The sequence below is a fragment of the Allobosea sp. CRIB-10 genome (assembly GCF_900112185.1).
Classification (GTDB): Bacteria; Pseudomonadota; Alphaproteobacteria; order Rhizobiales; family Beijerinckiaceae; genus Allobosea.
The window spans coordinates 423,505-436,553 of record NZ_FOKP01000001.1; the positions used below are offsets into that span (position 1 = coordinate 423,505).

Annotated in this window: 12 protein-coding genes; all 12 read right to left on the reverse strand. The window is 66.5% G+C overall.

Annotated elements, in window-relative coordinates:
• The 12 genes from mce to nuoG all read right to left on the reverse strand — a co-directional run bounded on the left by mce (position 1) and on the right by nuoG (position 13,045).
• On the reverse strand, positions 1–405 hold the full coding sequence (gene mce / locus BMZ69_RS01950; protein WP_092154233.1) for a methylmalonyl-CoA epimerase: 405 nt from the start codon (positions 403–405) through the stop codon (positions 1–3).
• Positions 406–454: 49 nt separating this feature from the next.
• Positions 455–2,125 (reverse strand): ribonuclease J, encoded by a 1,671-nt coding sequence (locus BMZ69_RS01955; protein WP_092154235.1) that lies wholly within the window; start codon positions 2,123–2,125, stop codon positions 455–457.
• A 106-nt stretch (positions 2,126–2,231) separates the two neighbouring features.
• The gene (locus BMZ69_RS01960) at positions 2,232–3,011 is read right to left on the reverse strand and encodes a biotin--[acetyl-CoA-carboxylase] ligase (RefSeq protein ID WP_244543165.1); all 780 of its coding nucleotides are present in this window, start codon (positions 3,009–3,011) and stop codon (positions 2,232–2,234) included.
• 8 nt (positions 3,012–3,019) lie between these two features.
• Positions 3,020–4,450 (reverse strand): NADH-quinone oxidoreductase subunit NuoN, encoded by a 1,431-nt coding sequence (gene nuoN / locus BMZ69_RS01965; RefSeq protein WP_092154237.1) that lies wholly within the window; start codon positions 4,448–4,450, stop codon positions 3,020–3,022.
• 10 nt (positions 4,451–4,460) lie between these two features.
• Positions 4,461–5,972 carry an NADH-quinone oxidoreductase subunit M gene (locus BMZ69_RS01970; RefSeq protein WP_092154633.1) on the reverse strand — a complete coding sequence of 504 codons (1,512 nt, stop codon included), beginning with the start codon at positions 5,970–5,972 and terminating at the stop codon, positions 4,461–4,463.
• 4 nt (positions 5,973–5,976) lie between these two features.
• A complete protein-coding gene (gene nuoL, locus BMZ69_RS01975; protein WP_092154239.1) occupies positions 5,977–8,010 on the reverse strand; it encodes an NADH-quinone oxidoreductase subunit L in 2,034 nt (677 codons plus the stop codon).
• Between the two features lie 26 nt (positions 8,011–8,036).
• Positions 8,037–8,345: an NADH-quinone oxidoreductase subunit NuoK gene (gene nuoK, locus BMZ69_RS01980; protein WP_092154241.1), complete on the reverse strand. Its 309-nt coding sequence runs from the start codon at positions 8,343–8,345 to the stop codon at positions 8,037–8,039.
• A complete protein-coding gene (locus tag BMZ69_RS01985) occupies positions 8,342–8,965 on the reverse strand; it encodes an NADH-quinone oxidoreductase subunit J (protein ID WP_092154243.1) in 624 nt (207 codons plus the stop codon). The genes nuoK and BMZ69_RS01985 overlap by 4 nt, the downstream gene beginning before the upstream one ends.
• Positions 8,966–9,093: 128 nt before the next feature.
• Positions 9,094–9,582 (reverse strand): NADH-quinone oxidoreductase subunit NuoI, encoded by a 489-nt coding sequence (gene nuoI, locus BMZ69_RS01990; RefSeq protein WP_057192642.1) that lies wholly within the window; start codon positions 9,580–9,582, stop codon positions 9,094–9,096.
• Positions 9,583–9,716: 134 nt separating this feature from the next.
• A complete protein-coding gene (locus tag BMZ69_RS01995) occupies positions 9,717–9,956 on the reverse strand; it encodes a hypothetical protein (protein WP_092154245.1) in 240 nt (79 codons plus the stop codon).
• The gene (gene nuoH / locus BMZ69_RS02000; protein ID WP_092154247.1) at positions 9,956–10,975 is read right to left on the reverse strand and encodes an NADH-quinone oxidoreductase subunit NuoH; all 1,020 of its coding nucleotides are present in this window, start codon (positions 10,973–10,975) and stop codon (positions 9,956–9,958) included. The genes BMZ69_RS01995 and nuoH overlap by 1 nt, the downstream gene beginning before the upstream one ends.
• A 6-nt stretch (positions 10,976–10,981) precedes the next feature.
• Positions 10,982–13,045 carry an NADH-quinone oxidoreductase subunit NuoG gene (nuoG, locus tag BMZ69_RS02005; protein ID WP_092154249.1) on the reverse strand — a complete coding sequence of 688 codons (2,064 nt, stop codon included), beginning with the start codon at positions 13,043–13,045 and terminating at the stop codon, positions 10,982–10,984.
• Positions 13,046–13,049: the final 4 nt, after the last annotated feature.

Below are 13,049 nucleotides of genomic sequence, written 5' to 3' on the forward strand. Positions count from 1 at the left end.
TCAGGCCTGCTCCAGCTCGACGAGCGTGCCGCAGAAATCCTTGGGGTGCAGGAAGAGCACCGGCTTGCCATGGGCGCCGATGCGCGGCTCGCCCGAGCCCAGCACGCGCGCGCCCTGCGCCTTCAGCCGGTCGCGGGCGGCGAGGATGTCGTCGACCTCGTAGCAGATATGATGGATGCCGCCGTCGGCATTGCGCTCGAGGAACTTGGCGATCGGCGAGTCGGCGCCCATCGGCTCCAGTAACTCGATCTTGGTGTTCGGCAATTCGACGAAGACCACGGTAACGCCATGCTCCGGCTGCGGCAGCGGCTGCGAGACGCGGGCCCCGAGCGTGTCGCGATAAAGCGCGGTCGAAGCCGCGAGATCCTTCACGGCGATGGCGACGTGGTTGAGGCGTCCGATCATTCCCAGAGCTCCGTTCAGGCGCAGCGTTCAGCAGGCGATATGCCCGATCCTACACCGTGATCACCAGCGCGTTCACCAGCGGCTTCTTGCCCCACTCCTCGTTGACGGCGCTGCGTACGCCGCGTTCGAGCGCGTTGCGCACGGCCTCGGGATCGCGGCGCTTGCCCTTGGGCAGGCCCTCGATCAGGTCCTCGACCGCGTCGGCGACGATGTCGTCGAAGGGTGTGCCGTCCTTGGCGCTAAGCGGCAGGCCGATCAGCGCGACCTCCGGGTCGCCGGCGAGTTCGCCCTTCTCGTCGAGCGCGACCGCGATCGAGATGACGCCGGCAAAGGAGAGCTTGCGGCGCTCGGGAATGGTGCGGTCGAGCGCGCCGATCAGGAGCTCGCCATCCTGGTAGAGCCGGCCGTGCTGGACCTCGGTGAGCTTGCGGGCCCCGTCCTCGGCGATCGCGACGACGTCGCCATTGCCGGCCCGCAGGACGTGCTTGACGCCGAGGCTACGGGCGAAGGTGGCGTGCTCGGTCAGGTGCAGGTCCTCGCCATGGGCGGGAATCGCGATCTTCGGCTTGAGCCAGCCATAGAGCCGCGCCAATTCCTCGCGCCGTGGATGGCCGGAGACGTGCACGAGATGGGTGCGGTCGGTGATGATCTCGATATTGTCGCGCGCCAGCCGGTTGAGGATGGCGCCGACCGCCTTCTCGTTGCCGGGGATGGTGCGCGAGGAAAAGATCACCCGGTCGCCCGGCGAGAGCGCGATCTCGGGGTGATCGTCCGCGGCGATGCGCGAGAGCGCGGCCCTCGGCTCGCCCTGGCTGCCGGTCACCAGCGCGACGACCTTGTCGCGCGGCAGATAGCCATAGGTCTCGACCCCGCGGAACGCCGGAATGCCGTCGAGAAAGCCGCATTCGCGGGCGACGTCGATGACGCGGTCCATGGCGCGGCCGACGACGACGACGTCGCGCTGATTGGCCATCGCCGCCTCCGCGACGGCACGCAGGCGCGCGACGTTCGAGGCGAAGGTGGTGACGGCGACGCGGTTAGGCGCGGAAGCCACCAGTTCCTTGAGCTTGGCAGCGACATCGGCCTCGCTCGGGCTGATGCCGTCGCGCAGGACATTGGTGGAGTCGCAGATCAGCGCCAGCACGCCCTCCTCGCCGAGCTCGCGCAGGCGGGCTTCGTCGGTCGGGAGGCCGACGCGCGGCGTCGGGTCGATCTTCCAGTCACCGGTGTGGACGACGAGACCGGCAGGCGTGCGGATCGCGAGCGCGTTCGATTCCGGGATCGAATGCGCCACGGGGACGAATTCGATGTCGAAGGGGCCGAGCGTGAAGCGCCCTCCCTGGGCGACGATATTCATCTCGACCTTGGGCGCGCCGGGCTCCGACAGTCGGCGCGTCGCAAGCAGGCCGGCAGCGAAGCGCGTGCACCAGACCGGCACGCGCAGCGAGGGCCAGAGCGCGGCGAGCGCGCCGATATGGTCCTCATGGGCGTGGGTGATGACGATGCCGAGCAGGTTGGCCCGATCCTGGATGATGTAGCTGAGGTCGGGCAGGACGATGTCGACGCCCGGCGCCTCCGGCCCGGCGAAGGAGAGCCCGCAATCGACCAGGATCCATTTGCGCTTCTTTTCCGGCCCGAAGCCGTAGAGCGCGGCATTCATGCCGATCTCGCCGAGGCCGCCGAGCGGAACGAAGACGAGCTGGTCGCTGGAACGGGTCACTGGCAATCCTGACGTTCTATCCTGAGGCGGGCAAAGTGCGCGGCGGCAGGCCTAGCATGCTCTCCGACGCGCCTCCATAGCGGCAGAAGCAGGCGGACGCGTTACTTCAACCTGCCGGTGTGCCAGAAGTGGGCATCGAGCCGAAATAGAGATCGCCGGCATCGAGCAGCCGCCGACCGGCTTCCGTCTCCAGTTCGAGCCGTCCGGAGGCGTCGAGGCCGAGGAAGCGGCCGGAGACCGGACCTTCCGGCAGACGCATGGTGATCGTCTGCCCGAGATAGGCGGCGCGCTCCAGCCAGGCGGCCCGGATCGGGCCGAAGCCGCCCGGCAGCGACCAGGCCGAGAAGCGCTGGTGCCAGGCATCCGAGAGTGCTGCCAGCAGGCGCTCGACGGTCGCCTCGGCCGCATGCGCGGAAAGGTGGGCGGCGGGGTAAGGCGTCCCCTCCGGCGCAGAGGCGACGTTGACGCCAATGCCGATGACGACGTTGAAGCGCCCTGCCCGGTTCTCGCCCTCGAGCAAGAGGCCCGAGGTCTTGGCGCCGCGGATCAACAGGTCGTTCGGCCATTTCAGGGCGAGCGCCGGATGGGACAGGCCGGTCACGGCTGCAGCCGCATCGTGCAAGGCAAGGCCCGCAACGAAGCCGAGCTGCGGCGCCAGCGCCGGCTCGCAGGGAGTGGCCAGCAGCAGGCTGGCATAGAGATTGCCGGGCGGCGAACCCCAATGCCGGCCATGCCGGCCGCGGCCGGCGTTCTGGCTTTTCGCGACGATCCAGAGCCGCCCCGGATCGCCCTCGCCCAGCGCCCGCCGCGCCTCCTCCATGGTGGAGGCGACCTCGTCGCGGACGATCAGGCGATAGCCCGCGGCGCGAGCGGATTCGCCAAGCACTTAGGCGCTCAGAACAGCGACTTCGCCGCCGCGGCAGCGGAGTCGAACAGCGGCGCCGGCAGGAAGGACAGCACCAGCACGAACAGCGCCGAGATCAGCAGGACGCCGCGCACGCCGGCGTCGCCCTTGTCGAAGGCCGGCTTGGCGTCGTCGAAATAGATCACCTTGACGATACGCAGGTAGTAATAGGCGCCAACGACGCTCGTGATCACGCCGACCACCGCGAGCACATAGAGCTTGGCCTCGATCGCGGCGAGGAAGACGTACCACTTCGCCCAGAAGCCGGCGAGCGGCGGGATGCCGGCGAGCGAGAACATCATCATCGACATCGCGAACGCCATCCAGCCATTGGTGCGGGACAGGCCGGCGAGCTCGCCGATATCCTCGACCGGCTTGCCATTGCGGTTCATCATCAGCACGCAGGCGAAGGCGGCGAGCGTGGTGGCGAGATAGATCGCCATATAGGTCATCACGCCCTGGACGCCGGCCGGCGTACCAGCAGCGAGGCCGACCAGCGCGTAGCCCATATTGGCGATCGAGGAATAGGCGAGCAGTCGCTTGATATTGGTCTGGCCGATCGCGGCGAAGGCGCCGAGCGCCATCGAGGCGATCGCCATGAAGACGATGATCTGCTGCCAGTCATGCAGCGCGCCCGGGAAGGCGCCGACAAAGATGCGCACGGTCATCGCCATCGCCGCCATCTTGGGCGCCGAGGCGAAGAAGGCTGCGACCGGGGTCGGGGCGCCCTCATAGACGTCCGGCGTCCACATATGGAACGGCACGGCCGAGATCTTGAAGGCGACGCCGGCGGCGACGAAGACAAGGCCGATAATCAGGCCGATGCCGGGATGGCCGCCCTTCACCGCTTCGGCGATGCCGGCATAACTCACCGTGCCGGTGAAGCCGTAGACCATCGACGAGCCGTAAAGCAGCATGCCCGAGGAGAGCGCGCCGAGAACGAAGTACTTCAGGCCGGCCTCGGTCGAGCGCGGATTATCGCGATCGAAGGCGGCGACGACATAGAGCGCGAGCGACTGCAGCTCCAGGCCGACATAGAGCCCGATCAGGTCGCTGGCCGAGATCATCATCATCATGCCGATGGTGGCGAGGACGACGAGGATCGGGAATTCGAAGCGCATGGCGCCGTCGCGGCGCAGGAAATCGGCCGAGAGCACGATCGCGGCCGCGGCGCCGATCAGCGTCAGCACCTTCATGAAGCGGCCGAAGCCGTCGGCGATGAAGGCGCCGTTGAAGGTGACGACCTTGCCCTCGCCGCGCAGGACGAGCACCAGCGCCAGCGCGAAAAGCGCGAGCGCCGCGATTTCGAGCGTGCGCGTCGAGCGCTCGCCCTGGATCGCGCCGTAGAGCACCATGGCGATGGCGCCCAGCGCCAGGATGATTTCCGGAAGCGCCGGACCGAGAGCGGGCAAGGTGGTCATCGGAGCAGCCTTACTGGACGACAAGCATCGCCGTTTTCGCGGCGGTGATGGCGGCCTGATAGTTCTTGATGAGGGCTTCGGTCGGCGCCGCGAAAGCGTCGAGGATCGTGCCGGGCGCGATGCCGTACCAGATCGTCAGCAGGACGAGCGGCACGAAGATCGCGATCTCGCGGGCGTTGAGGTCGGTGATGTCCTTGAGCTCGGGCTTCGTGAGCTCGCCGAAGACGACGCGGCGATAGAGCCAGAGCGCATAGCCGGCCGAGAGGATCACGCCGGTGGTCGCCAGGAACGCCACCCAGGGATTGGCCTTGAAGGCGCCCATCAGCGTCAGGAACTCGCCGACGAAGCCGGCCGTGCCGGGCAGGCCGACATTCGCCATGGTGAAGATCATGAACACCACCGCATAGAGCGGCATGCGGTTCACCAGGCCGCCATAGGCGGCGATCTCGCGTGTGTGCATGCGGTCGTAGATCACGCCGACGCAGAGGAAGAGCGCGCCCGAGACCAGGCCGTGGCTGACCATCTGGAACATGGCGCCCTGGATGCCCTGCGGCGTCAGGGTGAACAGGCCCATGGTGACGAAGCCCATATGCGCCACTGAGGAGTAGGCGATCAGCTTCTTGATGTCCTCCTGCATCAGCGCCACCAGCGAGGTGTAGATGATGGCGATGACGGAGAGCGCGAAGACCAGCGGCGCGAACATCGCCGAGGCGTCCGGGAACATCGGGATCGAGAAGCGGATGAAGCCGTAGCCGCCCATCTTCAGGAGGATCGCCGCCAGGATGACGGAACCGGCCGTCGGCGCCTCGACGTGCGCGTCGGGCAGCCAGGTGTGGACCGGCCACATCGGCATCTTCACCGCGAAGGAGGCGAAGAAGGCGAGCCAGAGCCAGGGCTGCATCTGCACCGGGAACTTGTGCGCGAGCAGCGTCGGGATGTCGGTCGTGCCGGCGTTCCAGTACATCGCCATGATGGCGAGCAGCATCAGCACCGAGCCGAGCAGCGTGTAGAGGAAGAACTTGTAGGAGGCGTAGACCCGGCGCTTGCCGCCCCAGATGCCGATGATCAGGAACATCGGGATCAGGCCCGCTTCGAACAGCAGGTAGAACAGTACGAGGTCGAGCGCGACGAAAACGCCGATCATCAGCGTCTCGAGGATCAGGAACGCGACCATGTATTCGCGCACCCGCTTCTTGACCGAGGTCCAGGACGCCAGGATGCAGAACGGCATCAGGAAGGCGGTCAGGACCACGAAGGGGAAGGAGAAGCCATCGACGCCGAGCTTGAACTTGATGATGTCCGAGACCCAGGCGTGGGTCTCGACCATCTGGAAGCCGGGATTGGCCGAGTCGAAGCGGCCCCAGGCGACCAGCGCCAGGATGAAGGTCGCGACCGTCGCGATCAGCGCCGCCCAGCGGGCGTTGGAGTTGACCGAAGCCTCGTCGCCGCGCTGCGCCAGGATGAAGGCGGCGCCGACCAGCGGCAGGACCAGAAGACCGGTGAGGATACCGAAGCCGAACATCATCTCACCCGCGGGCCATGAGGTACCAGGTCACCAGCCCGGCGACGCCGATCAGCATGGCGAAGGCATAGTGGTAGACATAGCCGGTCTGCAGCCGCACGACACGGTTGGTCACGTCGACGACACGGGCCGAGACCCCGTCCGGGCCGAGCCCGTCGATGACGGCGCCGTCGCCCTTCTTCCAGAGGAAGCGGCCGAGCCACATCGCCGGCTTCACGAACAGGAAGTCGTAGATCTCGTCGAAATACCACTTGTTGAGCAGGAACTTGTAGAGAACCGGGTTGGCGGCCGCGAGCTTGCCGGGCACGTCCGGGCGCAGCACGTACATGTAGAGCGCCAGCAGGAAGCCGATCAGCATCGCCACGAACGGCGACCAGACGACCCATTTCGGCACTTCGTGCATGGCGTGCAGGATATGGTTGTCCTTGCCGGTGAACAGCGCCGCCTTCCAGAAATGCTCGTAGTCGTGGCCGATGAACGCCTCCTTGAAGGCGAAGCCGGCAGCGACCGCGCCGAGCGACAGCACGGCGAGCGGGATCAGCATCGAGAGCGGGCTCTCATGCGGCGTATGGTCGTGACCATGGCCGTGATCGTCGTGAGCATGCGCGGCGTGGGCGTGATCGTCAGCCTTGTGGCCATGCGCGTGGTCGTCGTGGCCGTGCGCCTCGTGCCCGTGGCCGCCCCAGCGCGGCGCGCCCTCGAAAGTCATGAAGTAGAGGCGCCAGGAGTAGAACGAGGTCATCAGCGCGGCGACGACCAGCAGCACGAAGGCGTAGGAGCTGGCGAAGCCGCCATGCGGCACCGACGCATAGGCGCTCTCGATGATCGCGTCCTTCGAGAAGTAGCCGGCGAAGAACGGGAAGCCGGTCAGCGCCAGCGTGCCGATCGTCATCGCCGCCGCGGTCAGCGGGATGTGCTTCCTGAGGCCACCCATGTTCCGCATGTCCTGCTCATGGTGCATCGCATGGATGACCGAGCCGGCGCCCAGGAACAACAGCGCCTTGAAGAAGGCGTGGGTGAACAAATGGAAGATGCCGGCCGAGTAGGCGCCGACACCCATCGCCACGAACATGTAGCCGAGCTGCGAGCAGGTCGAATAGGCGATGACGCGCTTGATGTCGTTCTGCACCAGACCGACGGTCGCAGCGAAGAAGGCGGTGGTTGCGCCGATGACGACGACGACGGTCAGCGCGACCGGCGCGTATTCGAAGATCGGCGACAGGCGCGCCACCATGAAGACGCCGGCGGTAACCATGGTCGCGGCATGGATCAGCGCCGACACCGGGGTCGGGCCTTCCATCGCGTCCGGCAGCCAGGTGTGCAGCAGGAACTGCGCCGACTTGCCCATGGCGCCCATGAAGAGCAGCAGGCAGGTCAGCGTCAGCGCGTTCCAATCATAGCCGAGGAAGCGGAAGCTGCGCTCCGTGAGTCCGGCGATCTGCGGGAAGATGCTGTCGAAGGCGACCGAGCCCGTCAGGACGAAGACCAGGAAGATGCCGAGCAGGAAGCCGAAATCGCCGACGCGGTTGACGACGAACGCCTTGATCGCCGCGGCGTTGGCCGAGGGCTTCTGATACCAGAAGCCGATCAGCAGATAGGAGGCGAGACCGACGCCTTCCCAGCCGAAGAACATCTGCACGAGGTTGTCGGCTGTCACCAGCATCAGCATGGCGAAGGTGAACAGCGACAGGTAAGCGAAGAAGCGCGGCCGATGCGGATCCTCGTGCATGTACCCGATCGAATAGAGGTGCACGAGCGAGGAGACGGTGTTGACCACGACCAGCATGACCGCGGTCAGCGTGTCGATGCGGAAGGCCCAGTCGACGCGCAAATCGGCCGAAGCCAGCCAGGTCGCGACCTGGACGCGGGTGGTGCCGGAGCCGAAGCCGACCTGGACGAAGGCCACCCAGGACAGCGCCGCCGAGATCAGCAGCAGCGTGGTGGTGACGATCTCCGAGGCGCGTGCGCCGATCAGCCGGCCAAAGAGGCCGGCGATGAAGAAGCCGATCAGGGGAAGGAAGACGATCGCTTGATACATGGCAGGTTACGGGCGCGTCGCCGCGCTCAGCCTTTCATCATGTTGATGTCTTCCACCGCGATCGTGCCGCGGTTGCGGAAGTAGACGACGAGAATGGCGAGCCCGATCGCGGCCTCGGCGGCGGCGACGGTCAAAACCAGCATCGCGAAGACCTGCCCGACGATGTCGTTCAGGAAGCTCGAGAAGGCGACAAAGTTGATGTTGACCGAGAGCAGGATCAGCTCGATCGACATCAGGATCACGATGACGTTCTTGCGGTTGATGAAGATGCCGAGCACGCCGAGCGTGAACAGGATCGCGGCGACCGCCAGATAAGAGCCAAGCCCGACCATCACGCCATCTCCTCGGGAACGCCGGCGCGCGAAGGCACCTTCTTCACATCCATCGCCGCAGCCTTGGTGCGGGCGTTCTGCGTCGGGATATCCTGGCGCTTGATGCCCTTGCGGTCGCGCAGTGTCAGCACGATCGCGCCGATCATCGCGACCAGCAGCACGAGGCCGGCCGCCTGGAAGTAGTAGATGTACTTCGTATAGAGCACCTGCCCGAGCGCAGCCGTGTTGGTGACGCCCGCGGGAATCGCGGCGACGGGCGCACGCACGATCTGCGGGTCGATCACCCAGGCGCCGACGACCAGCAGCAATTCGACCGCGAAGATCAGGCCGATCAGCCCGCCGATCGGCAGATATTGCAGGAAGCCCTGGCGCAGCTCGGCGAAGTCGACGTCGAGCATCATCACCACGAAGAGGAAGAGCACCGCGACGGCGCCGACATAGACGACGACCAGCAGCATCGCCAGGAACTCGGCCCCGAGCAGCAGGAACAGGCCCGCCGCGTTGACGAAGGCGAGGATCAGGAACAACACCGAATGCACCGGGTTGCGCGCCGAAATCACCATCAGCGCCGAGGCGATGGTGACGCCTGAGAAGAGATAGAAGAAAGCCGCTGCGGCATTCATCTTCGCCAGCCTTTCCGCCCTTGCGGGCGGCCCTCGTTTCGTCACACGGCGGGCCGAGTCCCGCCGCAGTTTGGAGCGTCTATAGTCAGGCCCGCCGGACGCGACAACCGCGCGACAGGCCGCAATCCTCAGCGATACGGCGCATCCATCGCGATATTGCGCGCGATCTCGCGTTCCCAGCGGGCGCCGTTATCGAGCAGCTTGTCCTTGTCGTAGAACAGCTCCTCGCGGGTCTCGGTGGCGAACTCGAAATTCGGGCCCTCGACGATGGCGTCGACCGGGCAGGCCTCCTGGCAGAAGCCGCAATAGATGCACTTGGTCATGTCGATGTCGTAGCGGGTCGTGCGGCGGGTGCCGTCATTGCGGCGCGGGCCGGCCTCGATCGTGATCGCCTGCGCCGGGCAGATCGCCTCGCAGAGCTTGCAGGCGATGCAGCGCTCTTCGCCATTGGGATAGCGGCGCAGCGCGTGCTCGCCCCGGAAGCGCGGCGAGAGCACGCCCTTCTCGAAGGGATAGTTCAGCGTCGCCTTCGGCTTGAAGAAATAGCGCATCGACAAGGCGAACGCGCCGACGAACTCCTTGAGGAGTAGTCCCTTGGCGGCCTGCGCGAGTGACATCCGTCTCGTCCTTCTCTCGTCTCGGAGCCGGATCCGATCAGGTTGGAACAACCTGATCGGTGAATCCGTCTCCCGCTTTTTATCAGAGACCGTTTTACCGATCAGCTTGCTGTGCAAGCTGATCGGAACGGGCTCTAGCCGAACAAGGCCCGGCCGATAAAGTAACCGACGATGGGCAGACCGCCCACCGACACCACCAGCACCGCCGCCTTCAACAGGCGGATGCGCCGTTCGTAATCATCCTTCTCGGCCGGCGTCTTCGAGCTGTCGGTGCGACGTAAGCTCGCAACCACAACACCCGTGACGAGCCGATACTCGATCAGGCCGACGACGAAGCCGATCAGGGCTCCGATCAGGCCGGCCTGCCCCGCCATCAGGGAGCGGGGCCCCAACCGGTGATCTGCAGCACCGCCGCCACGATCACGACGCAAGCGAGCGACAGCGGCAGGAAGACCTTCCAGCCCAGCCGCATCAGCTGGTCATAGCGGTAGCGCGGCACGAAGGCCTTCACCATGGCGAACATGAAGAAGACCAGCATGACCTTCAGCACGAACCAGACCACGCCCGGCAGCCAGGTGAAGGGCGCGATCGGGAACGGCGGCAGCCAGCCCCCGAGGAACAGGATCGTGGTCAGCGAGCACATGGTCATGATCGCCACGTATTCGCCGAGCATGAACAGCAGATACGGGGTCGAGGAGTACTCGACCATGAAGCCCGCGACGAGCTCCGATTCGGCCTCGGCCAGATCGAAGGGCGGCCGGTTCGTCTCGGCCAGCGCCGAGATGAAGAAGACGATGAACATCGGGAAGAGCGGCAGCCAGTACCAGCCGAACATGCCCGCCCTGGTGTTCTGCGCCTCGACGATCGCCGAGAGGTTGAGCGAGCCGACGCAGAGCAGCACGGTGACGATCACGAAGCCGATCGAGACCTCGTAGGAGACCATCTGCGCCGCCGAGCGCAGCGCGCTGAGGAACGGGTACTTCGAGTTCGAAGCCCAGCCGCCCATGATGATGCCGTAGACGCCGAGCGAGGAGATCGCGAAGATGTAGAGCACGCCGACATTAATGTCGGCGATCGCCCAGCCTTCTGCGATCGGGATCACCGCCCAGGCCGCCAGCGCGAGCAAGCAGGTGACCAACGGCGCCAGCAGGAAGACGCCCTTGTTGGAGCCCGACGGGATGATCGGCTCCTTGAAGACGAATTTCAGCAGGTCGGCGAAGCTTTGGAACAAGCCGAAGGGCCCGACCACGTTGGGGCCGCGACGCAGCTGCACCGCCGCCCAGACCTTGCGGTCGGCCAGCAGCATGAAGGCGATGAAGATCAGCAGCGCGACCAGGAGCAGCAGGCTCTTGCCGGCGATGATCGCGAGATCGAGGACGAGGTCCCAGTTCATCGAGGCTTACTCCGCCGCCTGGCGCATGCGGCCGGAGGCCAGCGCCGAGCATTCCGCCATCACCGCCGAAGCGCGGGCGATGGGATTCGTGGTGTAGAAATCGGCGACCGCCGGAACGAAACCGGCCTTGTCGGTCGCGCCACCCTGCCCCGCCAGCTTCGCCAGCCCGGCGCGATCGCCTTCGCCGACGGTGTCGACCGCGGCGAAATGCGGATGGGCGGCGTAGAGCTCGCGGCGCAGCGCGCTGAGCGAGTCGAAGGGCAGCGGCTTGCCGAGCGAGGCGGAGAGCGCCCGCAGGATCGCCCAGTCCTCCTTGGCATCGCCGGGCGGGAAGGTGGCGCGGGCCGCCATCTGCACCCGCCCTTCCGTGTTGACGTAGGTGCCTGACTTCTCGGTATAGGCCGCGCCCGGCAGGATCACGTCGGCGCGATGCGCGCCCTTGTCGCCATGGCTGCCTTGGTAGATCACGAAGGCGCCGGCCGGCACCTCGATCTCGTCGGCGCCGAGCAGGAAGAGCACGTCGAGCGCGCCAGCCGCCGTCATGCCGGCGACGTCGAGACCGCCCTCGCCCGGCACGAAGCCAAGATCGAGCGCGCCGACGCGGGCCGCCGCGGTGTGCAGCACGCCAAAACCGTTCCAGCCGTCCTTGACCGCGCCGAGCACCTCGGCCGCCTTGGCCGCGAGCGAGAGCACGGCGGCGCCGTCCTTGCGGGACAAAGCGCCCTGCCCGACCAGCACCATCGGCCGCTCGCCGGCAGCCGCGGCACGCTTGACCAGATCGGCCAGCGTCTCCGGCCCGGCGCCGAGATAGTCATAGGCGTAGGTCAGGTCGACCTGCTCGCCGATCAGCGAGACCTTGAAGTCGCCGCGCAGCCAGCGCTTGCGGATGCGGGCGTTGACGATCGGCGCCTCGCGACGCGGGTTCGAGCCGATGATCAGCAGCGAGGTCGCATCCTCGATGCCGACAATGCCGGTGTTGAGGATGTAGCTGGCGCGGCCGAATTCCGGGTCGAGCTTCGCGCCGTCCTGGCGGCAGTCGAGATTGCTCGAGCCGAGGCCGGCGATCAGCCCCTTCAGCGCATACATCTCCTCGACCGCGGCGAGATCGCCGGCGATCGCGCCGATGCGCTCCGGCTTGGCGGCCTTGAGCTTGGACGCGACCAGCGCGAGCGCCTCGGTCCAGCTCGCGGCGCGCAAAGCGCCGTTCTCGCGGATATAGGGCCGGTCGAGACGTTGGGTGCGGAGGCCGTCGGCGATGTGGCGGGTCTTGTCGGAGATCCACTCCTCGTTCACCGCCTCGTTGATGCGCGGCAGCACGCGCATCACCTCACGGCCGCGGGAGTCGACGCGGATCGCCGAGCCGACCGCGTCCATCACATCGATGGATTCGGTCTTGGTCAGCTCCCAGGGCCGCGCCTTGTTCTGGTAGGGCTTGGAGGTCAGGGCGCCGACCGGGCAGAGATCGACGACGTTGCCCTGCAGCTCCGAGCTCATCGCGTGCTCGAGATAGGTGGTGATCTCCATGTCTTCGCCGCGGCCGATCGCGCCGAGGTCGGAGGCTCCGGCGACCTCGGTGGTGAAGCGGACGCAGCGCGTGCACTGGATGCAGCGCGTCATCGAGGTCTTGACCAGCGGGCCGATATACTTGTCCTCGACGGCGCGCTTGTTCTCGGCATAGCGCGAGGTGTCGACGCCGTAGGCCATCGCCTGGTCCTGCAGGTCGCACTCGCCGCCCTGGTCGCAGATCGGGCAGTCGAGCGGGTGGTTGATGAGCAGGAACTCCATCACCCCTTCGCGGGCCTTCTTGACCATGGGCGACTTGGTCGAGACGACCGGCGGCTCGCCATTCGGGCCGGGACGCAGGTCGCGCACGCCGATGGCGCAGGAGGCCTGCGGCTTCGGCGGGCCGCCCTTCACTTCGACCAGACACATGCGGCAGTTGCCGGCGATCGAGAGCCGCTCATGGAAGCAGAAGCGCGGCACCTCGGCGCCCGCCGCCTCGCAGGCCTGGAGCACGGTATACTCCGGCGGAACGTCGACCTCGATGCCGTCGATCAGAAGCTTGGTCATGGTC

What these genes read in the sequence shown, in the direction of transcription:
- mce (WP_092154233.1), bottom strand. Translation starts at nt 405, where the DNA reads ATGATCGGACGCCTCAACCACGTCGCCATCGCCGTGAAGGATCTCGCG.
- nuoN (WP_092154237.1), bottom strand. Translation starts at nt 4,450, where the DNA reads ATGACCACCTTGCCCGCTCTCGGTCCGGCGCTTCCGGAAATCATCCTG.
- BMZ69_RS01970 (WP_092154633.1), bottom strand. Translation starts at nt 5,972, where the DNA reads ATGTTCGGCTTCGGTATCCTCACCGGTCTTCTGGTCCTGCCGCTGGTC.
- nuoL (WP_092154239.1), bottom strand. Translation starts at nt 8,010, where the DNA reads ATGTATCAAGCGATCGTCTTCCTTCCCCTGATCGGCTTCTTCATCGCC.
- BMZ69_RS01985 (WP_092154243.1), bottom strand. Translation starts at nt 8,965, where the DNA reads ATGAATGCCGCAGCGGCTTTCTTCTATCTCTTCTCAGGCGTCACCATC.
- nuoI (WP_057192642.1), bottom strand. Translation starts at nt 9,582, where the DNA reads ATGTCACTCGCGCAGGCCGCCAAGGGACTACTCCTCAAGGAGTTCGTC.
- BMZ69_RS01995 (WP_092154245.1), bottom strand. Translation starts at nt 9,956, where the DNA reads ATGGCGGGGCAGGCCGGCCTGATCGGAGCCCTGATCGGCTTCGTCGTC.
- nuoH (WP_092154247.1), bottom strand. Translation starts at nt 10,975, where the DNA reads ATGAACTGGGACCTCGTCCTCGATCTCGCGATCATCGCCGGCAAGAGC.
- nuoG (WP_092154249.1), bottom strand. Translation starts at nt 13,045, where the DNA reads ATGACCAAGCTTCTGATCGACGGCATCGAGGTCGACGTTCCGCCGGAG.